Genomic DNA, 22,502 nt, shown 5'->3' with positions numbered 1-22,502 from the left:
GCCTTCGCGGGAAATCTGCTCCTACAGGTACAACGCAACCTTCAAGGGCGGTGATATCCCTGTGGGAGCGGGCTTGCCCGCGAAGAGGCCGGCACGGGTTTACGCCAAAGGCCGGCTATGGGGAAACAGCAGGTCGATAAAACGCTCGGCCGTGGGCTGCGGTTCATGGTTGGCCAGGCCAGCACGTTCGTTGGCCTCGATGATCACGTACTCCGGCTGCCCGGCATCACGCACCATGAAGTCCAGCCCCACCACCGGAATTTCCAGTGCCCGTGCCGCGCGCACGGCAGCATCGGCCAGCACCGGGTGCAGGCGTTCGGTGACGTCCTCCAGGGTGCCGCCGGTGTGCAGGTTGGCCGTACGCCGCACGGCCAGGCGCTGGCCGGCCGGCAACACGTCGTCATAACCAACGCCTGCTGCGCGCAAGGTGCGCTCGGTTTCGTCGTCCAGCGGAATGCGGCTTTCGCCACCGGTGGCGGCCTGGCGGCGACGGCTCTGGGCTTCGATCAACTGGCGCACGCTGTGTTTGCCGTCGCCCAGCACCTGCGCCGGGTGACGGATGGCGGCGGCCACCACCTCGTAGCCGATCACCACGATGCGCAGATCGAACCCGGCGTGGAAGCTTTCCAGCAGCACGCGGCTGTCGAACTGGCGGGCGTGCGCCACGGCACGGGTGATGTCGTCGATGCAGGTCAGGTTCACCGCCACGCCCTGGCCTTGCTCGCCATCGACCGGCTTGACCACCACCGCGCCATGCTCGTCGAGAAACGCCAGGTTGTCATCGGCATTGCCCGCCAGCTGTTGCGCTGGCACCTGCAGCCCAGCGTTGTGCAGCGCGTGCTGGGTCAGGCGTTTGTCCTGGCACAGGGTCATGGTCACGGCACTGGTCAGGTCGCTGAGCGATTCCCGACAGCGAATGCGCCGCCCGCCCAGGCTCAGGGTGAACAGGCCGCCAGCGGCGTCATCCACCTGCACTTCGATGCCGCGGCGTAGCGCCTCGTCGACGATGATGCGTGCATAGGGGTTGAGGTCGGCTTGCGGGCCAGGCCCGAGGAACAACTGCTCGTTGATACCGTTCTTGCGCTTGACTGCGAAGGTGGGCAGGTTGCGAAAACCCAGTTTCTGGTACAGGCGCTTGGCCTGGCGGTTGTCGTGCAGCACCGACAGGTCCAGGTAGGCCAGGCCACGGCTCATGAAGTGTTCGATCAGGTGGCGCACCAGCACCTCGCCCACGCCCGGGCGGGTGCAGTGTGGGTCCACCGCCAGGCACCACAGGCTGCTGCCATGCTCGGGGTCATCGAACGCTTTGGTGTGGTTCAGGCCCATGACGCTGCCGATCACCGAGCCGCTGTCTTCGTCCTCTGCCAGCCAGTACACCGGGCCACCCAAGTGTCGGGGGGTAAGCAGCTCGGCGTCGACGGGGAGCATCCCGCGCGCCTGGTACAGGGTGTTGATTGCCTGCCAGTCGGCGGGGTTCTGTGCCCGGCGCACGCGGAAGCCGCGAAATACCCGCTGCGCCGGGCGGTAGTCGGTGAACCATAGGCGCAGGGTGTCGGACGGATCGAGGAACAGCTGCTGTGGGGCCTGGGCCAGCACCTGCTGCGGTGCGGCCACGTACAGGGCGATGTCGCGTTCGCCCGGGTGCTCGTCGAGCAAATCCTCGGCCAGGGAAACCGGGTCGGGGTAAGTGTGGCCTATCAGCAGCCGGCCCCAGCCGCAGTGCACGGCACGCGGTTGGTCGTGGGGCTGGCTGCCGTCGCCGGCCAAGCGCGCTTGCAGGCGCTCATAAGACGGCGCCTGGCCGCGCAGCAGGCGCTGACCATAAGCGATTTCATGGGCTTTCATCGGTCAGATTCCTTGTTCGCTCAACCACAGGTTAAGCGCCGCCAGTTGCCACAGCTTGGAACCGCGCAATGGCGTCAGTTGGCCGTGCGGGTTGCTTAGCAGGCGGTCGAGCATGGCCGGGTTGAACAACCCTCGGTCCTGGCTGGGGTCGGTCAACAGCTCGCGTACCCAGCCCAGGGTGGCACCTTCCAGATGCTTCAGGCCCGGTACCGGGAAGTAACCCTTCTTGCGGTCGATCACCTCATGCGGGATCACCCGTCGCGCCGCCTGCTTGAGCACCTGCTTGCCGCCGTCGGGCAGCTTGAAGCGTGCGGGAATGCGTGCCGACAGTTCCACCAGGCGGTAATCGAGGAACGGCGTGCGCGCCTCCAGGCCCCAGGCCATGGTCATGTTGTCCACCCGTTTGACCGGGTCGTCGACCAGCATCACGGTGCTGTCCAGGCGCAGGGCCTTGTCCACGGCAGCCGGTGCGCCGGGGCGGGCGAAGTGTTCGCGTACGAAGTCGCCGGCGGCGTCGGTTTCCAGCAGCCAGGGGGCCTGCACGGTGTCGCGGTATTCGGCGTGGCTGCGGTCGAAGAACGCATCCCGGTAGGCAGCATAGGCGTCGTCGGCGCCGTCCACCTGCGGGTACCAGTGGTAACCGGCGAACAGCTCGTCGGCACCCTGGCCGCTCTGTACGCCCTTGCAGTGCTTGGCCACTTCCCGCGACAGCAGGTAGAACGCGATGCAGTCGTGGCTGACCATCGGCTCGCTCATGGCGCGAAACGCGGCCGGCAACTGGTCGATGATCTCGTGTTCGGCAATGCGCAGTTGGTGGTGGCGGGTGCCGTAGTGCCTGGCGATCAGGTCGGAGTACTGGAACTCGTCGCCGCGCTCGCCGCCGGCATCCTCGAAGCCGATGGAGAAGGTCGACAGGTCTTCCACCCCCACTTCGCGCAACAGGCCGACCAGCAGGCTGGAGTCGACCCCACCGGACAGCAATACGCCAACATCCACAGCAGCCCGCTGGCGGATGGCTACGGCGTCCCGGGTGGCGTCAAGCACGCGGGTGGTCCAGCCTTCCAGGTCCAGTTCACGCTCGTCGGGGTGGGGGCCGTAGTGCAGTTGCCACCAGACCTGGCGCTCCACTTCGCCATGCCGGTCGATGCGCATCCAGGTGCCAGGCTCCAGTTTCTGCACGTTGGCCAGCAGGGTGCGCGGTGCCGGTACCACAGCGTGGAAATTCAGGTAGTGGTTGAGTGCCACCGGGTCGAGCATCGGGTCGATGTCGCCACCCTTGAGCAGTGCCGGCAGGGTCGAGGCAAAGCGCAGGCGCTCGCCGTTGCGCGACAGGTACAGGGGTTTGACGCCGAGGCGGTCGCGGGCCAGGAACAGGCGCTGGTTGTCGCGCTCCCAGATGGCCAGGGCAAACATGCCGTTGAGCTTGGGCAGCAGGGCAGCGCCCCAGGCGTGGTAGCCCTTGAGCAGCACCTCGGTGTCGCCGTCGGACCAGAAGCTGTAGCCCAGTGCCTGTAGTTCCTCGCGCAGTTCGGGGAAGTTGTAGATGGCGCCGTTGAAGGCCAATGACAGGCCCAGGGTGTTGTCGACCATCGGCTGCGCCGAGCCGTCGGACAGGTCCATGATTTTCAGCCGCCGGTGGCCCAGGGCGATCGGGCCTTGGCTATGGAAGCCCCAGGCATCCGGGCCACGCGGGGCCAGGTGATGGGTAATGCGCTCTACCGCAGCCAGGTCGGCTGGGCGAGGGGCTTGGTCGATGGGGGTGAAACGTAATTCTCCTGCTAATCCGCACATAAGTCCTTACCGGTTTTTCCGTTGGGGAGGTGATGCCCCGGATTAGGGCACCTTAATGAACTGACCTGTTTGCTTTTTTAGAGTTTTAGAACAGTTTGTTATATAAGGTTGAGGTGGCAGGTTATTGCCTGGGATCTCGCAGTATTGCAGAAATCGAGCGCCGCGTGCGCAGCGCATCGCGAGCTGCGCTCGCTCCTACGTTTGTTTCGGGCCAGTAACGCCTGTAACAGGCGCGCGCGACCGCCTTGCTTGTACGACGCAATACAGAGTCATACACCAAAGCGTTCGCGCGCAAATCCCCCAGGAATAATTGGCCCGAAACAAACGTAGGAGCGAGCGCAGCTCGCGATGCGCCGCGCGGGCGGCGCTCGATCTCACCGGCGCAATAAATTCAACGCCATGCGCCCGAAGCAATCACTTCCCCCGGATCAGCCTGCGCAAGGCAAACCGGTTCGGATGACACGCCTGCGCCACCTCCCGCGGCAACGGCAACGGCTCGCCGCACACCCAGGCGGCCACCAGTTCCCCGCTCAAAGGTGCCGTGATCAACCCGCGCGACCCATGCCCGCTGTTCACATACAACCCCTCCAGCCAAGGGCAGGCCACATCCGGCACCTGCCGGGCATCACGCCCCAACGCGGCATAAGCTTCGGCAAACGCCTGCGCGTCAGCCATCGGCCCGACAATCGGCAAATAATCCGGGCTGGTACAACGGAACGCCGCGCGCCCTTGCAGTTGCTCGGGGTTCAGCTCGGCCACGCCCAGGCGCCGGGCCAGGTCAGTAGAAATTTCATCCAGCAACGCCAGGTTGCCCCGGTGCTCGGCCACCGTCGGCGCAAGGTCTTCACTGTGGAAGTCAAAACTTGCCCCCAGTGTATGTTCACCCTCGCGCGGCGGTGCCACATAGCCCTCCGCGCACACCACGGTGCGTAGCGCCTGGCTGCTGGCGGTGGCCGGCAAGCGGGTGATCTGCCCACGAATGCGCTTGAGTGGTAACTGCGCGCAAGGTTCGAAGCGCCGCACATCGGCCGCGCCGGCCAGGACCACCACTGGAGCGCTGGCTAATAGTTGGTCGCCAGCCCAGGCCTGCCACCGTTCACCCACTTTGCGCAGTTCGAGCACTTCCTGGTGGGCCACCAGGTGAATACCGGGGTGCTGCAACTGCTGCTGGCACAGCGCCGGTGGGTGCACCCAGCCACCTTCGGGGTAGAACAACCCGCCGCCAGGCAACGCCACGCCGGCGATGGCTTCGGCCTCGGCGCGCGCCAGGCAGTGCAGCAAGCCGTGGTCGAAGGCGACAGCCAGCTTGCCCTGGCGTTCGGCCTCCTTGCTGTCGAAGGCCAGTTGCAGCACCCCGCAGGCATCCCAGTCACGGCCGCGCTGCAACCGCTGCAGTTGGCGCCGGGTGTAGCCGAACCCGGACAGGATCATCTGCGACAGTGCGGTGCCATGGGCGGACAGCTTGAGGTACAGCACCCCTTGCGGGTTGCCCGAAGCTTCCTGGGCCGGGGCTTCGTGGCGCTCCAGCACGGTAACCTGCCAGCCACGCCGGGCCAGGCTGGCGGCGCTGCTGCTGCCGGCAAGTCCGGCACCGATCACCAGCACCTCGCGCGGCCCCTGCGCAACAGCGGGGCGCGCGTACCAGGGCGCGCATGGGCCGGGCAGGGGGCCGACGTAGGCGCCGCTCATCACCTCCCACTTCTTGCCGATGCCTGGCACCTTCTTCATGGCGAAGCCAGCTTCGACCAGGCTGCGGCGTACCCAGCCGGTGGTGGTGAAGGTGCCCAGCACCGTGCCCGGATGCGATAGCCGCGCAAGTTGCGCAAACAGCGCCGGGGTCCACATGTCGGGGTTCTTGGCGGGGGCGAAGCCGTCGAGGAACCACACATCGATCTGCGCATCGAGCTGCGGCAGCTGTTCCAGCACATCGCCTATCAACAGGGTCAGGGTGACCCTGCCATCGGCGAAGGTGAACTGCTGAAAGCCCGGGTGCACCGCCACGTACTGCTCCAGCAGCGGCCCCGTATAGGCGGCCAGTTCAGGCCACAGGCTTACTGCGCGGGCCATGTCGGCGTGGGCGAGTGGGTACTTTTCGACGCTGACGAAGTGCAGGCGCGCGTCGCTGTGTGCGTGCTGGTCAAACAGCTGCCAGGTGCAGAAAAAATTCATGCCGGTGCCGAAGCCGGTTTCGCCGATCACCGTGCAGGCATGCGGCGCCAGGTTGGCAAAACGCTCGGCCAGGCGGGTCTGGCCGAGGAACACGTGCTTGGTTTCTTCGATGCCTTCGTTGACTGCGAAATAGACGTCGTCATAGTGCCGCGAATGGGGGCGGCCCTGGTCGTCCCAGTCGATCTGGGCGTGCTGGAGGAGGGTGGGCATGGTGGGCTCGGTTGCAGCGGATGGCGGGATTTTATGCCATCCGGATGAGCTGTGGGAGCGCGTTCATTCGTGAAGAGGCCCGTACAGGCAGAAATGAAATCCGCTAGTCTTGCTTATCCATTGAAGGAGCCAGTGCATGTTCGAATCTGCCGAAATCGGCCACAGCATCGACAAGGAGGCTTACGACGCCGAGGTACCCGCTTTACGCGAGGCCCTGCTCGAAGCCCAGTACGAACTCAAGCAGCAGGCGCGGTTTCCGGTGATCGTGCTGATCAACGGCATCGAAGGCGCCGGCAAGGGTGAGACGGTAAAGCTGCTCAACGAGTGGATGGACCCGCGCATGATCGATGTGCTCACCTTCGACCAGCAGACCGACGAAGAGCTGGCCCGCCCGCCCGCCTGGCGCTATTGGCGGGCCTTGCCACCCAAGGGGCGGATGGGTGTGTTCTTTGGCAACTGGTACAGCCAGATGCTGCAGGGGCGGGTACACGGGGTGTTCAAGGATGCCGTGCTCGATCAGGCCATTACCGGTGCCGAACGCCTGGAGGAGATGCTTTGCGATGAGGGTGCGCTGATCATCAAGTTCTGGTTCCACCTGTCCAAGAAGCAGATGAAGGCACGGCTGAAATCGCTCAAGGACGACCCGCTGCACAGCTGGAAGATCAGCCCGTTGGATTGGCAGCAGTCGCAAACGTACGACCGCTTCGTGCGCTTTGGTGAGCGCGTGCTGCGCCGCACCAGCCGCGACTATGCACCATGGCACATCATCGAAGGGGTAGACCCGAATTACCGCAGCCTGGCGGTGGGGCGCATTCTGCTGGAAAGCCTGCAAGCCGCGCTGGCCAATAATCCCAAGGGCAAGCACCAGGGCAACGTGGCCCCGCTGAGCCATAGCATCGACGACCGCAGCCTGCTTGGCGCGCTGGACATGACGTTGCGCCTGGACAAGGCCGACTATCAGGAACAGTTGATCACCGAACAGGCCCGTCTGGCCGGTCTGCTGCGTGACAAGCGCATGCGCCGGCACGCGCTGGTGGCGGTGTTCGAGGGCAACGACGCGGCCGGCAAGGGGGGCGCCATCCGACGCGTGGCGGCGGCGCTGGACCCACGTCAGTACCGCATCGTGCCGATTGCCGCACCCACCGAAGAAGAGCGCGCCCAGCCGTACCTGTGGCGGTTCTGGCGGCACATCCCGGCACGTGGCAAGTTCACCATCTTCGACCGCTCGTGGTATGGCCGGGTGCTGGTGGAGCGGGTGGAAGGCTTCTGCAGCCCGGCTGACTGGATGCGTGCCTACAGCGAGATCAACGACTTTGAAGAGCAGTTGGTGGATGCCGGCGTTGTGCTGGTCAAGTTCTGGCTGGCCATCGATCAGCAGACCCAACTGGAGCGCTTCGAAGAGCGAGAGCAGATTCCGTTCAAACGCTACAAGATCACCGAGGATGACTGGCGCAACCGCGACAAGTGGGGCGAGTACAGCCAGGCTGTGGGCGACATGGTCGACCGTACCAGCAGCGAGATTGCCCCGTGGACGCTGGTGGAGGCCAATGACAAGCGCTGGGCGCGGGTGAAGGTGTTGCGCACCATCAACCAGGCGCTGGAAGAGGCGTTTGCCAAGCACAAGAAATAGCCGAAGGTGATGTTGCCTGTTCTGGCGCTTTCGCGGTCAGCACAGGCAACACCTCGCCCCCCAGCCATGCCCTGGAAGAATGACCTGATGAATTCTTTTCTCGGCACTCTGCACCGTGACCGTCCTCCAACCCCGTAGAATTCAATCACCCCTACCACGGGCTTGATCGAGGATTTTATGCACACCACTTCTGGCCGCTGGGGCTATGGGCTGTTCCTGGCACTTCTGACGGCGCTGCTCTGGGGCATCCTGCCGATCAAGCTCAAGCAGGTATTGCAAGTGGTCGACCCAATCACCGTCACCTGGTACCGGCTGCTGGTCTCCGGTGGCCTGCTGTTCGCCTGGCTGGCGGCTCAACGGCGTTTGCCGTCCATCCGCAAACTGGCGCCCAGGGGCAAGGGCCTGGTGCTGGTTGCGGTGTTCGGCCTGATGGGCAACTACGTGCTTTACCTGATCGGTCTCAAACTGCTTAGCCCGGGCACCGCACAACTGGTGGTACAGATCGGCCCGGTGCTGTTGCTGGTGGCCAGCGTGTTCGTGTTCCGCGAGCGCTTCAGTGTGGGGCAGGGCATGGGGCTGTTGGTGCTGCTGGCAGGGTTTGGCCTGTTCTTCAACCAGCGCCTGGAGGAATTGCTGACTTCACTGGGTGCCTATACCACGGGCGTATTGACCATCTTGCTGGCGACCAGTATCTGGGTGTTCTACGCCCTGAGCCAGAAGCAGTTGCTGACCGTGTGGCATTCGCAGCAGGTGATGATGGTGATCTACCTCAGCTGTGCTGCGTTGCTGACACCTTGGGTGCACCCGCTGGAGGCCTTGCAACTGACCCCGGTACAAGGCTGGCTGCTGCTGGCCTGTTGCCTGAACACCCTGGTGGCATACGGCGCCTTTGCCGAAGCGCTGGCGCACTGGGAGGCCTCACGGGTAAGTGCCACGCTGGCGCTGACCCCGCTGGTGACCTTCGTTGCGGTGGCGCTGGCGGCATTGGTGTGGCCTGACTATGTGCATGCCGAGGACATCAACGCCCTGGGCTATGTGGGGGCGGTCACGGTGGTGTTCGGTTCGGCGCTGGTGGCGCTGGGGCCCTCGCTGGTGGCGGGTTGGCGGGCCCGCAGGGCGCGGTTGGCCTAGGTCTGTCGATTGCCTGTACCGGCCCTTTCGCGGGTAAACCCGCTCCTACAATGGATCGCCTCTCGGCGTAGGAGCGGGTTTACCCGCGAAAGGGCCGGTACAGGCTACAGAGCAGTCAGCCCTTGCCGCCCGGCGCCAGCATGTCCTCCGGCCGCACCCACTGGTCGAACTGCTCATTGGTCAGGTACTTCAAGGCCAATGCCGCCTCGCGCAAGGTCGTGCCCTCGCTGTAAGCCTTCTTGGCAATTTCTGCCGCCTTGTCATAGCCGATATGCGGGTTCAGCGCCGTCACCAGCATCAACCCGCGCTCCAGGTGCGCGGCCATCTGCTCGGCATCCGGCTCGATACCCGCCACGCAATGTGCCTGGAAGTTGCGGCAACCATCGGCCAGCAACTCGATGGACTGCAGCAGGTTATGGATGATTACCGGCTTGAACACATTCAACTGCAAATGCCCCTGGCTGGCGGCAAAGCCGATGGCCGCGTCGTTGCCCAGTACCTGGCAGGCCAGCATCGACAGCGCCTCGCACTGAGTGGGGTTGACCTTGCCCGGCATGATCGAGCTGCCCGGCTCGTTGGCTGGCAGGCGCACCTCGGCAAGCCCGGCGCGCGGGCCGGACCCCAGCAGGCGCAGGTCGTTGGCGATTTTCATCAGGGCCACGGCCAGGGTCTTCAGGGCCCCCGCCAGGCTGGTCAGCGGTTCGTGGCCGGCGAGAGCGGCGAACTTGTTGGGTGCCGTGATGAACGGCAGCCCGGACAGCGCCGCCAGTTCGGCAGCGATGGCCTCAGCAAAACCCTGTGGAGCGTTGAGCCCGGTACCCACGGCAGTACCGCCCTGGGCCAGTTCGCACACCGCCGGCAGGGTGGCGCGGATGGCGCGCTGGGCGTAATCGAGCTGGGCGACGAAGGCCGACACTTCCTGGCCGAAGGTAATCGGCGTGGCGTCCATCATGTGTGTGCGGCCGGTTTTCACCAGCTTGTGGTGACGCATCGACAGCTCGGCCAGCCCCGAAGACAGTTCGGTGACGGCCGGCAGCAGCTTTTCATGCACCGCCTGGGCTGCCGCAATGTGCATGGCGGTGGGGAAGCAGTCGTTGGAGCTCTGCGAGCGGTTTACGTGGTCATTGGGGTGTACTGGCGCCTTGCCGCCACGGCCTTTTCCGGCCAGTTCGTTGGCGCGCCCGGCGATCACCTCGTTGACATTCATGTTGCTCTGGGTACCGCTGCCCGTCTGCCAGACGACGAGCGGGAACTGATCGTCGTGCTGGCCATCCAGCACCTCATCGGCGGCCTGCTCGATCAGCCGGGCGATGTCGGCCGGCAGGTCGCCATTGCGGTCGTTGACGCGCGCCGCGGCCTTCTTGATCAGTGCCAGGGCGTGCAATACCGCGCGGGGCATGCGCTCCTTGCCAATGGCGAAGTTGATCAGCGAACGCTGGGTCTGCGCACCCCAGTAGGCGTCCTCCGGAACTTCGACCGGGCCCAGGCTGTCTGTCTCGATACGGCTCATTCTGTACTCACTCCTGTGTAGTTCGAAATCGCAGTTTAGGCCCTGATTCGACCGAGCGGTTCCGTCGCTCGTCGTGCCACTTGAGCACATCGCCACCACGGCGCAGAATGCTCTACTCTGAGGTGCCCGCCTCCCTCTCTTTGAAGGAAATGCAATGACCCGTCTCCGTGTCCTTTGTGCCGCCGTTGCCCTGGTTTGCGCCAGCGGCCAGGTGCTCGCTGCCACCGCCAGTCACAACGCTGCTGCCGAGAAATTCCTGACCTTGGCCAACGCCGACAAGCTGGGCACCCCGGTGTACATGCAAGTGCAGCAGATGTTTGCCCAGCGTTTCGCCCAGACCAAGGCCCCGGCCGCCAAGCAGCCCGTACTGGAAAGCTACCAGGCCAAGGCCAATGCCGCGCTGGACAACGCCATCGGCTGGAACAAGCTGAAGCCGAAGATGGTCGACCTGTACACCCGCACCTTCACCGAGCAGGAACTGAAGGACCTGGTCAAGTTCTACGAATCGCCGCTGGGCAAGAAAGTGCTGCGTGAAATGCCCAAGGTCACCCAGCAGTCGGCACAGCTGACCCAGCAGAGCCTGGAGCCAGCCGTTCCAGTGGTGAACAAGCTGCTGGAAGACATGACCAAAGAGCTGGACCCGAACGCAGGCAAGGCCGCTGCCCCAGCGAAGAAGTGAGTACGCCGCAATGACTATGCAACAACGTATCGAACAGCAACTGGCCGCGCTGGCGCCGCAACACCTGGAAGTGCTCAATGAAAGTCACATGCACAGTCGTGGTCAGGAGACCCACTACAAGGCCGTGATCGTCAGCGAGCAGTTCGCCGGGCTGAACAGCGTCAAGCGCCACCAGAAGGTGTACGCCACCATGGGTGAGCTGATGGGCGAGATCCACGCCCTGGCCATCCACACCTACACCGCCGAAGAGTGGGCCAAGGTCGGCGTTGCACCAGCCTCGCCCGTGTGTGCGGGCGGCGGGCACTGAAACCGTTTTGTTGTTCTGGTAGAATCTGCATCACCCAAAGGGGGCCGCTTAGCGGCCCCCTGCTTTTTGTGCAACTGTCAAACCCGGTCCGCCCCTTACGAGGGCAACCACCTGGAGATTCCGTTACATGTCTCAAGCCATCGTCGTCGCGGCGCTGTACAAGTTCGTCACCCTGGAAGACTACGTCGAGCTGCGCGAGCCGCTGCTCAAGACCATGCTCGACAACAACGTCAAAGGCACCCTGCTGCTGGCCCAGGAGGGCATCAACGGCACCGTGTCAGGCACCCGGGAGGGCATTGATGGCCTGCTGACCTGGTTGCGCAACGACCCGCGTCTGGTCGATATCGACCATAAAGAGTCGTACTGCGACGAACAGCCGTTCTACCGCACCAAGGTCAAGCTCAAGAAAGAGATCGTCACCCTCGGCGTGCCGGGCGTAGACCCCAACCAGGCCGTTGGCACTTATGTCGAGCCCAAGGACTGGAACGCCCTGATCAGCGACCCGGAAGTGCTGCTGATCGACACCCGCAACGACTACGAAGTGGCCATCGGTACATTCAAGGGCGCCATCGACCCGAAGACCGAAACCTTCCGCGAGTTCCCGGAGTACATCAAGGCCAATTTCGACCCGAGCAAGCACAAGAAGGTCGCCATGTTCTGCACCGGCGGCATCCGTTGCGAAAAGGCCTCCAGCTACATGCTCGGTGAAGGCTTCGAGTCGGTCTATCATCTTAAGGGCGGCATCCTGAAATACTTCGAGGAAGTGCCTCAGGAAGAAAGCCTGTGGGACGGCGACTGCTTCGTCTTCGACAACCGGGTTACGGTGCGCCATGACCTGAGCGAAGGCGAGTACGACCAGTGCCACGCCTGCCGCCACCCGATCAATGCAGAGGAGCGCGCGTCCGAGCACTATTCGCCAGGTGTCAGCTGCCCGCATTGCTGGGACAGCCTAAGCGAGAAGACCCGGCGCAGTGCCATCGACCGGCAGAAGCAGATCGAGCTGGCCAAGGCCCGCAACCTGCCGCACCCGATCGGTTACAACTACAAAGCTGAGGCTTGAAGCATGTCTGCACGCCTGATCTATGTGATGGACCCGATGTGCTCCTGGTGCTGGGGTTTTGCGCCAGTGGCTGCGGCCCTGATCGCCCAGGCGCGTGAGGCAGGCGTGCCTACCCACTTGGTACCGGGCGGGCTGCGCACTGGCGGCAGCGCCCTGGACAGCTCCACTCGCAAGTACATCCTGGAACACTGGCAGGCGGTGGCTGATGCTACCGGCCAGCCGTTCCGCTTCGAGGGGGCCATGCCTGACGGCTTCGTCTACGACACCGAGCCGGCCTGCCGCGCCCTGGTCACGGCCCGCGAGCTGGATGCCGAGCGCGTCTGGCCGCTGCTGGCGTTGATCCAGCGTTCGTTCTACGAGCAGGGCGTCGATGTGACCATCGCGCCGCAGCTGGTCGAGCTAGCCTCGCAGTGTGGCTTCGACCGTGCCACGTTCGCCGAAACCTTCGCCCGTGCCGATACCCGTGCCGCCACCGCGGCCGACTTCGCCTGGGCTCAGGACCTGGGTATTGCCGGTTTCCCGACCCTGCTGGCCGAGCGCAATGGCCAACTGGCCTTGCTGACCAACGGCTATCAGCCGCTGGAGCGCCTGCAACCCTTGCTCGGCCGCTGGCTGCAGCAGGCCGCCTGTGCTTGATGTGCCTGGCTCACCCGACCCGGTACCGGGCAAGCCTTACACTGCGGGCGATCGACTGAGCTGGGCGGAAATCCGCCGCCTGGCCCTGCATCACAAGAAAAACCTCTGGTCCGCCAACCTTATAGCGTTACTGGCGGCATGTTGCAGCGTGCCCATTCCGCTGCTGCTGCCGCTGTTGGTGGACGAAGTGCTGCTCGGCCATGGTGACGCCGCGCTGAAGTGGATGAACCACCTGCTGCCGTCCGGCTGGCAGGTGGCAGCCGGCTACATCGGCCTGATGCTGGCGCTCACCTTGTGCCTGCGCCTGGCCGCGCTGGCGTTCAACGTCATCCAGTCCAAGCTGTTCGCCGGGCTGGCCAAGGACATTGTCTACCGCCTGCGCATCCGCCTGATCGAGCGGCTCAAGCGTATTTCGCTGAAGGAATACGAAAGCCTGGGCAGCGGCACGGTGACCACCCACCTGGTCACTGACCTGGACACCCTCGACAAGTTCGTTGGCGAAACTCTCAGCCGCTTCCTGGTGGCCATGCTGACCTTGACCGGCACGGCGGCCATCCTGATTTGGATGCACTGGCAGCTGGCCTTGCTGATCTTGCTGTTCAACCCGCTGGTGATCTACTTCACGGTGCAGTTGGGCAAGCGCGTCAAACACCTGAAAAAGCTTGAGAACGACAGCACCGCGCGCTTTACCCAGGCGCTGGCGGAAACCCTCGATGCCATCCAGGAAATCCGCGCCGGTAACCGCCAGGGCTACTTCCTTGGCCGCCTTGGCCTGCGTGCCCGCGAGGTGCGCGATTACGCCGTGGACTCGCAATGGAAAAGCGATGCCAGTGGCCGTGCCAGTGGCCTGCTGTTCCAGTTCGGCATCGACATTTTCCGTGCGGCGGCCATGCTGACCGTGCTGTTTTCCGATCTGTCGATCGGCCAGATGCTGGCGGTGTTCAGCTACCTGTGGTTCATGATCGGCCCGGTGGAGCAACTGCTTAATCTGCAATATGCGTACTACGCCGCAGGCGGTGCGCTGAGCCGCCTCAACGAACTGCTGGCGCGTGCCGACGAGCCGCAATACCCGGCCGCCAGCAACCCGTTCGCCGGGCGCGAAACGGTGGGCATTGAAGTGCGCGATCTGCGCTTTGCCTATGCCGACGAGCCGGTGCTCGACCACCTCGACCTGTCTATCGCTGCGGGTGAGAAGGTGGCGATTGTCGGTGCCAGCGGCGGCGGCAAGAGCACGTTGGTGCAGCTGTTGCTGGGCCTTTATAGCGCCCAGGCCGGGACCATTCGCTTTGGCGGTGCCAGCCTGCAGGAAATCGGCCTGGAAACCCTGCGCGAGAACGTCGCGGTGGTGTTGCAGCACCCGTCGCTGTTCAACGACAGCGTGCGTGCCAACCTGACCATGGGCCGCGACTGCAGCGATGATGCGTGCTGGCAGGCGCTGCGTATCGCCCAGCTGGATGCCACCATCGCCGCCTTGCCGCAGGGCCTGGACAGTGTGGTGGGGCGTTCAGGCGTGCGCTTGTCCGGTGGCCAGCGCCAGCGCCTGGCCATTGCCCGCATGGTGCTGGCTGAGCCCAAGGTGGTGATCCTCGACGAGGCCACCTCAGCCCTGGATGCTGCCACCGAGTACAACCTGCATCAGGCCTTGGCGCGCTTCCTCAGCGGCCGCACCACGCTGATCATCGCCCATCGGTTGTCGGCGGTGAAACAGGCCGACCGGGTGCTGGTGTTCGATGGCGGGCACGTGGCCGAAGACGGCGACCATCAGCAGCTGATAGCCGAGGGTGGGTTATATGCCAAGCTTTACGGGCACCTGCAGCAGAGCTGATTATCTGGCTGCCTTCACCGGGCTTGTGAGAGCAACTGTCTTGCTCAATTTCTAAAAGCTGGTGCGATCCCTGTGGGAGCGGGCTTGCCCGCGAACACGGGCGAAGCCCGTGCCATCCACCGCGGTGTCCTCTTCGCGGGTAAACCCGCTCCTACCATGGCCAGCGCATACGCTGTACAAATTCCCCGATTCCTTGTCATAAAAATCCCCTCCACAGCGATGGCAAATGGCCTACGCTGTGCTTGTCTGGGTCGATTTACGCCTTATCTGCTCTGTGACAGGGACTCCATGAAGGGAAATCGCACACTCGAAGCGCCAAAGTTGCTCGGCATCACATGGCCTTTCATCGCCGTCGTGGTCCTTCAGGTCGCGTTGGGCAGCCTCAGCCTTTATACGCTTTCGGCCGTGCGCGCCTATGTCGCGGGCGAAAGCCTGTGGTCCAAGGCGCAGAAAGATGCCATCTACTACCTCAATCTGTACAGCGAGACGCGCGACGACAGCACCTACCAACGCTATCGCCAGGCCATTACCGTGCCTCAGGGTGACCATCGCCTGCGCGAGGTGCTCGACCACCCCAACCCTGATCTGGACGCCGCGCGACAGGCGGTACTGCAAGGTGGCAACCACCCTGACGATGTCACGCGGATCATCTGGTTCTACAGCAATTTCCGCCATGTCAGCTATATGCAGACAGCCATTGATTACTGGGACATCGGCGACGACTATCTGGCCAAACTGGATGTGCTGGCCGGTGAAATGCGCCAGCGTTTTGCCAGTGGCCCGGTGGATGCCGACACCGTCAGCGATTGGAAGGCCCGCATTGTCGCCATCAACGAAGGCGTGACCCCAGCGGCCAAGGCCTTCAGCGATGCCTTGGGCGAGGGCTCGCGCGCACTGCTCCGGGTGCTGCTGATCACCAACCTGCTGACCGCGATGTTCCTGATAGCGATTGCCTGGGGGCGCTCCAGCAAGCTGCTGGCCCAGCGCCAGGCCTTTGCCAGTGCCCTGCAGGAAGAAAAAGAGCGTGCGCAGATTACCCTGCAGGCCATCGGTGATGCGGTGATCACCACCGATGTCGAGGGCAATATCGGCTATATGAACCCGGCCGCCGAACAATTGACCCACTGGCAATCCGGCCAGGCTCAGGGCCTGCCACTGTCAGCGCTGTTCAGCCTGGTTGATGAGCACGCCGAGGATGATGGTCGCAGCCTGGTCGAACAGGTGCTCGGCGGTAGCCTCAAGGGCGGCTCCGAGCATGCCCGGCTGATCCAGCGCCTGGACGGCAGTACTGTGTCGATCAACCTGGTGGGCTCGCCGATTGTCAGTGATGGCCAGGTCAGTGGCATTGTGCTGGTGCTGCACGATATGACCCAGGAGCGCCAGTACATCGCCAATCTGTCCTGGCAGGCAACCCATGACGCCCTGACCGGGCTGGCCAACCGCCGCGAGTTCGAATACCGCCTGGAGCAGGCGCTCAACGACCTGGCGCGTCAGGCCGGGCGGCACTCGCTGATGTTCCTTGACCTCGACCAGTTCAAGCTGGTCAACGACACCTGTGGCCACGCGGCCGGCGATGAGTTGTTGCGGCACATCTGCGCGGTGCTGCAATCCGGCCTGCGTGAGGGCGATACGCTGGCGCGGCTGGGTGGCGATGAATTTGGCGTGCTGCTGGAAAACTGCCCGCCCGACCAGGCCGAGCGCATTGCCGAACAATTACGTCAACTGGTGCAGAGCCTGCACTTCGTATGGAAAGGGCGGCCGTTCGTGACCACGGTCAGCATTGGCCTGGTGCATATGGCCCAGGCCCCCGGCACCCTGGAGGCCTCTCTGCGCGCCGCCGACATGGCCTGCTACATGGCCAAGGAAAAGGGCCGAAACCGTGTGCAGGTGTACCACGCCGACGACAGCGAACTGTCCATGCGTTTTGGCGAAATGGCCTGGATCCAGCGCCTGCATGTGGCCCTGGAAGAAAACCGCTTTTGCCTCTACGCCCAGGAAATCGCCCCGCTTAAAACCTTCGAGGGCCCGGGCCATATCGAAATTCTGTTGCGCCTGCACGATGAAAGCGGCCGCACCATCCTGCCCAGCAGCTTCATCCCGGCCGCCGAGCGCTACGGCCTGATGACTGCGCTGGACCGCTGGGTGGTGCGCAATGTGTTCATGGTCATACGCCAGTGCCTGGAAGAAGGGCGTGAAGGGCCGTTGTCGACCTGTGCCATCAACCTGTCAGGCTCCAGCATTGGCGACGACAAGTTCCTTGAATACCTCCAGCGGTTGTTCGTCGAATACGCCATTCCGCCGCGGATGATCTGTTTCGAAATTACCGAAACCAGCGCCATTGCCAACCTGGGCAGCGCCATTCGCTTCATCAACGAGTTGAAAGGGCTGGGTTGCCGTTTCTCGCTTGATGATTTTTGCGCCGGCATGTCGTCGTTCGCCTATCTCAAGCATTTGCCCGTGGATTACCTGAAGATTGACGGGAGTTTCGTCAAGGACATGCTCGACGACCCGGTCAACCGGGCCATGGTCGAGGTCATCAACCATATCGGCCATGTGATGGGTAAGCGCACTATTGCCGAGTTCGTCGAAACACCCTTGATCGAGCAGGCCTTGCAGGAAATAGGCGTGGATTACGCCCAGGGCTACCTGATCGAACGCCCCCAGGTGTTCACCTGTGACAGTCTGCAGCGCCAACGGATCGCCGCCCGGCCTCTGTTGCAGCGAGCACCTGGCACGTTTCGCTAGTTGGAAATCACAAGGATCAAGGAGCTGAAAGTGATTGACGCATTCGTTCGTATCGGGCCTTTGATGGACCTCGCCAGTTACCCCCAATGGGCCCAGCAACTGATTGAAGACTGCCGCGAGAGCAAGCGACGGGTGGTTGAGCATGAGTTTTATGCCCGTCTACGCGATGGCCAGCTTAAGCAATCGACCATCCGTCAGTACTTGATCGGGGGCTGGCCGGTGGTGGAGCAGTTTTCGTTGTACATGGCGCATAACCTGACCAAAACCCGCTATGGCCGGCACCAGGGCGAAGACATGGCGCGGCGCTGGCTGATGCGCAACATCCGCGTCGAGCTCAACCATGCCGACTACTGGGTGAACTGGTGCCAGGCGCACGGTGTGCACCTGCACGAGTTGCAGGCGCAAGAAGTGCCGCCCGAGCTGAACGGCCTGAACGACTGGTGCTGGCGGGTGTGCGCCACCGAGAACCTGGCCATTTCCATGGCGGCTACCAACTACGCCATCGAAGGTGCGACCGGTGAATGGTCGGCGGTGGTGTGCTCGACCGACACCTATGCGCAGGGTTTTCCGGAAGAAGGGCGCAAGCGGGCGATGAAGTGGCTGAAGATGCATGCCCAATATGACGATGCGCACCCGTGGGAGGCGCTGGAAATCATCTGTACCCTGGCCGGTGAAAACCCGACCCTGGGGTTGCGCAACGAGCTGCGCAGGGCCATTTGCAAGAGCTACGACTGCATGTACCTGTTCCTGGAGCGCTGCATGCAGCTGGAAGGGCGCCAGCAAGGCCGTATGCGGCCGGCGTTGGCTGCCGGCTGATCGTTCGCCTGTAGCGGCCTCTTCACGGGCTTGCCGCTCCCATAGGCACTGCGCAGCCCTCAAGGACTGAGCCATACCTGTGGGAGCGGGCAAGCCCGCGAAGAGGCCAGTGCAGGTTTATTGAGCGTTGAACGCCTGCCCGTTCACTCCTGTGCTGTCCGGCCCCATCAGGTACAGGTATACCGGCATGATTTCTTCGGGCAGCGGGTTGTTCTGCGGGTTCTCGCCGGGGTAGGCCTGGGCCCGCATCGCCGTGCGCGTGGCGCCGGGGTTGATGCTGTTGGAGCGCACCGGCGCCACGCCTTCCAGTTCATCGGCCAAGGTCTGCATCAGGCCTTCGGTGGCGAACTTCGACACGCCATAGGCGCCCCAGTAAGCCCGGCCCTTGCGCCCGACGCTGCTGCTGGTGAACACCACCGAGGCGTCTTCCGACAGCTTCAGCAGCGGCAGCAGGGTGCTGGTGAGCATGAAGGTGGCATTGACGTTGATATGCATGACGCGCATGAAGTTGTCGCCTGACAGCTGTTCCAGCGGCGTGCGCGGGCCGATGATCGACGCATTGTTGAGCAGGCCATCGAGGCGACCGAACTGGTCTTCGATCATGGCCGCCAACTCGTCGTATTGGTGTGGCAGGGCGGTTTCCAGGTTGAACGGGATGACCACCGGCTGCGGGTGACCGGCGGCTTCGATCTGGTCGTAGACCTCGTTCAGGTTGGCCTCGGTCTTGCCCAGCAGCAGCACGGTGGCGCCCAGTGCGGCATAGGCCTTGGCAGCCGCGGCACCAATGCCACGGCCGGCACCGGTAACCAGGATGACCCGGCCTTGCAGCAAGTCGGGGCGGGCGGTGTAGTCGAACATGGTTCTGTCCTTCGAGTTCGTGTGGGCGGCCTGGGCCTATTGTAGGAGCGGGTTTACCCGCGAATGCGTCCGATCAGGTGCCAGTGTTGTCTGGGCTGGCGCATTCGCGGGTAAACCCGCTCCTACAAAGAGGCGGTGCCCGGTCATCGGTCTGGGTTCAGCAGCCGCACAGCGCGCTGTCGATCACTTTGCGCAGTTCCAGCGGGTGGTCGACCACCACGTCGGCACCCCAGTTGTTGGGGTTGTCCTCTGGATGAATATAGCCGTAGCGCACTGCCGCCGTGCGGGTGCCAGCGTCACGGCCAGACTCGATGTCGCGCAGGTCGTCGCCGACGAACAGCACACTGGCCGGGTCCAGGTTCAGCGTCTTGCAGGCAAGGATCAGCGGCTCGGGGTCGGGTTTGCTATTTTTCACGTGGTCCGGGCAGATCAACAGCGCCGAACGCTCGGCCAGGCCCAGTTGCTGCATGATCGGCTCGGCGAAGCGCACCGGCTTGTTGGTGACTACGCCCCACAGCAGGTTGCCTCTTTCGATGTCGGCCAGCAGCTCGGCCATGCCCTCGAACAGCTTGCTGTGCACCGCGCAGTCGCGCTGGTAACGCTCGAGGAACTCCAGGCGCAAGGTCTCGAAGCCGTCAGCATCCGGGTCCATGGCGAACGCAGTGGCAACCATGGCGCGGGCGCCACCCGAGATCACGCCACGGATCAGGTTGTCGTCAACGGCCGGCAGCCCGCGGTCGGCGAGCATGGCCTGGCAAATGGCGATGAAGTCCGGCGCCGTGTCCAGCAAGGTGCCGTCCATGTCGAAGAGTACTGCTCGCAAACGCATGCTTATTCCTCGCGCAGGGTCTGGATCATGTAGTTGACGTCGACGTCGCTGTTGAGCTTGTAGTGCTTGGTCAGCGGGTTGTAGGTGAGGCCGATGATGTCCTTCACCTGCAGGCCGGCATCGCGGCTCCAGGCGCCCAGCTCGGAGGGGCGGATGAACTTCTTGAAGTCATGGGTGCCGCGCGGCAGCATCTTCAGGATGTACTCGGCGCCGACGATGGCCAGCAGGTAGGCCTTGGGGTTGCGGTTGATGGTGGAGAAGAACACCTGGCCACCAGGCTTGACCATGCGGTAGCAGGCGCGAATCACCGAAGACGGGTCGGGCACGTGCTCGAGCATTTCCAGGCAGGTGACCACATCGAACTGTTCAGGCATTTCCTCGGCCAGGGCTTCGGCGGTGATCTGCCGGTATTCCACCTGCACGCCCGACTCCAGCTGGTGTAGCTGGGCCACCGCCAATGGCGCCTCGCCCATGTCGATACCGGTGACCGTGGCACCGCGCAGGGCCATGGCTTCGCTGAGGATGCCGCCACCACAACCCACGTCCAGCACTTTCTTGCCGGCCAGGCTGGCGCGCTCGTCGATCCAGTTGACGCGCAGCGGGTTGATTTCGTGCAGCGGCTTGAACTCGCTTTCGCGGTCCCACCAGCGGTGGGCCAGCGCTTCGAACTTGGCGATTTCGGCGCGGTCGACGTTGCTCATTGAACAGTCCTCTGAAACTTCGCAAAATTGCGTCGGAGTATACCCGAGCGCTCGGCCCCGAGGGTCGCTATAATCGCCGGCTTTTGATATCCGAATGACGGGGAGAGGCAATGCGCGAGCGACTTTTGGCGGCGGAGAAGGTGACCGCGATCCGCTGGCAGGGCGGCGCCTTGCACCTGCTCGACCAGCGCCTGCTGCCGTCGGAGGAGCGTTGGCTGGCCTGCGACAATGTTGCGCAGGTGGCCGCAGCCATCCGCGACATGGCGGTGCGCGGTGCCTCGGCAATCGGTATTGCCGCAGCTTACGGCCTGGTACTGGCCCTTGAAGAGCGGCTGGCCGAAGGCGGCGATTGGGAAATGGACCTGGAAGACGACTTTCTCACCCTGGCCGAAGCGCGTCCTACCGCCGCCAACTTGTTCTGGGCGCTGAACCGCATGCGCGAGCGCCTGCAGCGCCTGCGTCCGGAAGAAGACGTTCTGGCAGCGCTGGAGGCCGAAGCGGTGGCCATTCACGAAAGCGACCGTGAGGCCAACCTGACCATGGCCCAGCAGGGTATCGAACTGATCCGTCGCCATCAGGGCAATGCCCAGGCCCTGCTCACCTTCGGCAACGCCGGCGCCCTTGCCACTGGCGGCTTTGGCACCGCGCTGGGGGTGATCCGTGCCGGTTACCTGGAGGGCATGGTCGAGCGGGTATATGCCGGTGAGACTCGCCCTTGGCTGCAGGGTTCGCGCCTGACCGGCTGGGAGCTGGCCAATGAGGGCATCCCGGTGACGCTTTGTGCCGACTCTGCGCTGGCCCACCTCATGAAGACCAAGGGCATCACCTGGGTGGTGGTGGGGGCGGACTGCATCGCTGCCAATGGCGACATGGCCGGCAAGATCGGCACCTATCAGCTGGCTGTCAGTGCCATGCACCATGGCGTGCGCTTCATGGTCGTGGCACCGAGCACCAGCATCGACCTGAACCTGGCCACGGGCGAGGATATCCCGCTGGAGGAGCGTGACGCCGACGAGTGGCTCGACTTTGGCGGTACCCGGGTGTCGCCGGGTGTCGAGGTGTTCAATCCGGTGTTCGATGTGACGCCGGCCGACCTGATCGATGTGATCGTGACCGAGCGCGGCATTGTCGAGCGCCCGGATGCTGCCAAGCTGGCTCAGCTGGTTTGCCGCAAGCGGTTGCATTGAGGGGGGGTCGAGGTGGCATTGAGGGGGCGGTCGAGGCGGCATTGAGGGGTAGGGCGGTCGAGGTGTGTTGCCTGTGAGGGCGAGCGCCGCCTGTATGGCGGTAGAGGGGCGTCTCCTGGGAGACCGAGCGCCGCCTGTATGGCGGTAGATGGGCGTCGCCTGCGAGACCGAGCGCCGCCCGCGCGGCGCATCGCGAGCTTTGCTCGCTCCTACGTTTGTTTCGGGCCAGTCATTCCTGTGGGATTTGTGCGCGAACGCCTTGGCGCATGTCTCGATATCGCGTCGTACAAACAAGGCGGTCGCGCGCGTCTGCCACAGGTGTTACTGGCCAGAAACAAACGTAGGAGCGAGCAAAGCTCGCGATGCGCCGCGCGGGCGGCGCTCGGTATCTGCAACACCATAAAATCCACGGCAAACACACCCGGCCATTGCGCAACACCATAAAACCCACGGCAAACCCACCCGGCCATTGCGCAACGTCATGCCAGGCGGCGTGGCCTTGAGGGTATGGCGGTAGAGGGGCGTCGCCTGGGAGGGCGAGCGCCGCCTGTATGGCGGTAGAGGGGCGTCGCC

General features: G+C 63.8%; 17 protein-coding genes. 10 read left to right on the top strand and 7 right to left on the bottom strand.

The features are described from left to right. Positions 1 to 99: 99 nt before the first annotated feature. The 3 genes from ngg to mnmC all read right to left on the bottom strand — a co-directional run bounded on the left by ngg (position 100) and on the right by mnmC (position 6,015). Positions 100 to 1,845, bottom strand: coding sequence for an N-acetylglutaminylglutamine synthetase (gene ngg, locus ACF8EA_RS18640; RefSeq protein WP_021782457.1), 1,746 nt, complete (start codon positions 1,843 to 1,845; stop codon positions 100 to 102). A 3-nt stretch (positions 1,846 to 1,848) separates the two neighbouring features. After that, complete coding sequence (locus tag ACF8EA_RS18635) at positions 1,849 to 3,636, bottom strand: N-acetylglutaminylglutamine amidotransferase (protein ID WP_084850780.1); 1,788 nt, start codon at positions 3,634 to 3,636, stop codon at positions 1,849 to 1,851. A 414-nt stretch (positions 3,637 to 4,050) separates the two neighbouring features. After that, positions 4,051 to 6,015, bottom strand: coding sequence for a bifunctional tRNA (5-methylaminomethyl-2-thiouridine)(34)-methyltransferase MnmD/FAD-dependent 5-carboxymethylaminomethyl-2-thiouridine(34) oxidoreductase MnmC (gene mnmC, locus ACF8EA_RS18630; RefSeq protein WP_392522915.1), 1,965 nt, complete (start codon positions 6,013 to 6,015; stop codon positions 4,051 to 4,053). Positions 6,016 to 6,151: 136 nt separating this feature from the next. Here mnmC and pap point away from each other — a divergent pair, with 136 nt between their 5' ends. Both pap and ACF8EA_RS18620 read left to right on the top strand, forming a co-directional pair. Next, the gene (gene pap / locus ACF8EA_RS18625) at positions 6,152 to 7,645 is read left to right on the top strand and encodes a polyphosphate:AMP phosphotransferase (protein ID WP_084850782.1); all 1,494 of its coding nucleotides are present in this window, start codon (positions 6,152 to 6,154) and stop codon (positions 7,643 to 7,645) included. 177 nt (positions 7,646 to 7,822) lie between these two features. After that, complete coding sequence (locus ACF8EA_RS18620) at positions 7,823 to 8,776, top strand: DMT family transporter (RefSeq protein WP_084850783.1); 954 nt, start codon at positions 7,823 to 7,825, stop codon at positions 8,774 to 8,776. 115 nt (positions 8,777 to 8,891) lie between these two features. On the opposite strand, the gene ACF8EA_RS18615 is transcribed toward ACF8EA_RS18620, so the two are convergent. Further along, positions 8,892 to 10,286, bottom strand: a complete 1,395-nt coding sequence (locus tag ACF8EA_RS18615) for a class II fumarate hydratase (RefSeq protein WP_021782452.1) — start codon at positions 10,284 to 10,286, stop codon at positions 8,892 to 8,894. 154 nt (positions 10,287 to 10,440) lie between these two features. Here ACF8EA_RS18615 and ACF8EA_RS18610 point away from each other — a divergent pair, with 154 nt between their 5' ends. The 7 genes from ACF8EA_RS18610 to ACF8EA_RS18580 all read left to right on the top strand — a co-directional run bounded on the left by ACF8EA_RS18610 (position 10,441) and on the right by ACF8EA_RS18580 (position 18,354). Further along, positions 10,441 to 10,965 carry a DUF2059 domain-containing protein gene (locus ACF8EA_RS18610; RefSeq protein WP_010952796.1) on the top strand — a complete coding sequence of 175 codons (525 nt, stop codon included), beginning with the start codon at positions 10,441 to 10,443 and terminating at the stop codon, positions 10,963 to 10,965. A gap of 10 nt (positions 10,966 to 10,975) precedes the next feature. Then, on the top strand, positions 10,976 to 11,272 hold the full coding sequence (locus ACF8EA_RS18605) for a BolA family transcriptional regulator (RefSeq protein WP_010952797.1): 297 nt from the start codon (positions 10,976 to 10,978) through the stop codon (positions 11,270 to 11,272). A 127-nt stretch (positions 11,273 to 11,399) separates the two neighbouring features. Beyond that, positions 11,400 to 12,332 carry a rhodanese-related sulfurtransferase gene (locus ACF8EA_RS18600; RefSeq protein ID WP_021782451.1) on the top strand — a complete coding sequence of 311 codons (933 nt, stop codon included), beginning with the start codon at positions 11,400 to 11,402 and terminating at the stop codon, positions 12,330 to 12,332. A 3-nt stretch (positions 12,333 to 12,335) separates the two neighbouring features. Beyond that, positions 12,336 to 12,968 (top strand): DsbA family protein, encoded by a 633-nt coding sequence (locus tag ACF8EA_RS18595; RefSeq protein WP_084850784.1) that lies wholly within the window; start codon positions 12,336 to 12,338, stop codon positions 12,966 to 12,968. Next, on the top strand, positions 12,961 to 14,793 hold the full coding sequence (locus ACF8EA_RS18590; protein WP_021782449.1) for an ABC transporter ATP-binding protein: 1,833 nt from the start codon (positions 12,961 to 12,963) through the stop codon (positions 14,791 to 14,793). Before ACF8EA_RS18595 ends, ACF8EA_RS18590 begins: the two co-directional genes overlap by 8 nt. A gap of 288 nt (positions 14,794 to 15,081) precedes the next feature. Beyond that, on the top strand, positions 15,082 to 17,538 hold the full coding sequence (locus ACF8EA_RS18585) for an EAL domain-containing protein (RefSeq protein ID WP_230064542.1): 2,457 nt from the start codon (positions 15,082 to 15,084) through the stop codon (positions 17,536 to 17,538). Between the two features lie 30 nt (positions 17,539 to 17,568). Further along, on the top strand, positions 17,569 to 18,354 hold the full coding sequence (locus ACF8EA_RS18580) for an iron-containing redox enzyme family protein (protein WP_331245073.1): 786 nt from the start codon (positions 17,569 to 17,571) through the stop codon (positions 18,352 to 18,354). 117 nt (positions 18,355 to 18,471) lie between these two features. On the opposite strand, the gene ACF8EA_RS18575 is transcribed toward ACF8EA_RS18580, so the two are convergent. The 3 genes from ACF8EA_RS18575 to ubiG form a co-directional block, all read right to left on the bottom strand. Further along, positions 18,472 to 19,212: a YciK family oxidoreductase gene (locus ACF8EA_RS18575; protein ID WP_021782446.1), complete on the bottom strand. Its 741-nt coding sequence runs from the start codon at positions 19,210 to 19,212 to the stop codon at positions 18,472 to 18,474. 157 nt (positions 19,213 to 19,369) lie between these two features. Beyond that, positions 19,370 to 20,041, bottom strand: coding sequence for an N-acetylmuramic acid 6-phosphate phosphatase MupP (gene mupP / locus ACF8EA_RS18570; RefSeq protein WP_021782445.1), 672 nt, complete (start codon positions 20,039 to 20,041; stop codon positions 19,370 to 19,372). Positions 20,042 to 20,043: 2 nt separating this feature from the next. Continuing rightward, the gene (gene ubiG / locus ACF8EA_RS18565; RefSeq protein WP_012271034.1) at positions 20,044 to 20,742 is read right to left on the bottom strand and encodes a bifunctional 2-polyprenyl-6-hydroxyphenol methylase/3-demethylubiquinol 3-O-methyltransferase UbiG; all 699 of its coding nucleotides are present in this window, start codon (positions 20,740 to 20,742) and stop codon (positions 20,044 to 20,046) included. Between the two features lie 110 nt (positions 20,743 to 20,852). Between ubiG and mtnA the strand changes: the two genes are divergently transcribed. Beyond that, positions 20,853 to 21,929, top strand: coding sequence for an S-methyl-5-thioribose-1-phosphate isomerase (gene mtnA / locus ACF8EA_RS18560; RefSeq protein ID WP_392522913.1), 1,077 nt, complete (start codon positions 20,853 to 20,855; stop codon positions 21,927 to 21,929). The last annotated feature ends 573 nt before the right edge of the window (positions 21,930 to 22,502 follow it).

Origin of the sequence: Pseudomonas sp. YQ_5, from assembly GCF_043103305.1 — a bacterium.
GTDB classification, from domain to species: Bacteria; Pseudomonadota; Gammaproteobacteria; order Pseudomonadales; family Pseudomonadaceae; genus Aquipseudomonas; species Aquipseudomonas putida_Y.
This window is presented reverse-complemented; position numbering and strand designations above follow the sequence as displayed.

Bases quoted from the DNA above. Each gene is read 5' to 3' on its own strand.
- ngg (WP_021782457.1), bottom strand. From the start codon at position 1,845: ATGAAAGCCCATGAAATCGCTTATGGTCAGCGCCTGCTGCGCGGCCAG.
- ACF8EA_RS18635 (WP_084850780.1), bottom strand. From the start codon at position 3,636: ATGTGCGGATTAGCAGGAGAATTACGTTTCACCCCCATCGACCAAGCC.
- mnmC (WP_392522915.1), bottom strand. From the start codon at position 6,015: ATGCCCACCCTCCTCCAGCACGCCCAGATCGACTGGGACGACCAGGGC.
- pap (WP_084850782.1), top strand. From the start codon at position 6,152: ATGTTCGAATCTGCCGAAATCGGCCACAGCATCGACAAGGAGGCTTAC.
- ACF8EA_RS18620 (WP_084850783.1), top strand. From the start codon at position 7,823: ATGCACACCACTTCTGGCCGCTGGGGCTATGGGCTGTTCCTGGCACTT.
- ACF8EA_RS18615 (WP_021782452.1), bottom strand. From the start codon at position 10,286: ATGAGCCGTATCGAGACAGACAGCCTGGGCCCGGTCGAAGTTCCGGAG.
- ACF8EA_RS18610 (WP_010952796.1), top strand. From the start codon at position 10,441: ATGACCCGTCTCCGTGTCCTTTGTGCCGCCGTTGCCCTGGTTTGCGCC.
- ACF8EA_RS18605 (WP_010952797.1), top strand. From the start codon at position 10,976: ATGACTATGCAACAACGTATCGAACAGCAACTGGCCGCGCTGGCGCCG.
- ACF8EA_RS18600 (WP_021782451.1), top strand. From the start codon at position 11,400: ATGTCTCAAGCCATCGTCGTCGCGGCGCTGTACAAGTTCGTCACCCTG.
- ACF8EA_RS18595 (WP_084850784.1), top strand. From the start codon at position 12,336: ATGTCTGCACGCCTGATCTATGTGATGGACCCGATGTGCTCCTGGTGC.
- ACF8EA_RS18585 (WP_230064542.1), top strand. From the start codon at position 15,082: ATGAAGGGAAATCGCACACTCGAAGCGCCAAAGTTGCTCGGCATCACA.
- ACF8EA_RS18575 (WP_021782446.1), bottom strand. From the start codon at position 19,212: ATGTTCGACTACACCGCCCGCCCCGACTTGCTGCAAGGCCGGGTCATC.
- mupP (WP_021782445.1), bottom strand. From the start codon at position 20,041: ATGCGTTTGCGAGCAGTACTCTTCGACATGGACGGCACCTTGCTGGAC.
- ubiG (WP_012271034.1), bottom strand. From the start codon at position 20,742: ATGAGCAACGTCGACCGCGCCGAAATCGCCAAGTTCGAAGCGCTGGCC.
- mtnA (WP_392522913.1), top strand. From the start codon at position 20,853: ATGCGCGAGCGACTTTTGGCGGCGGAGAAGGTGACCGCGATCCGCTGG.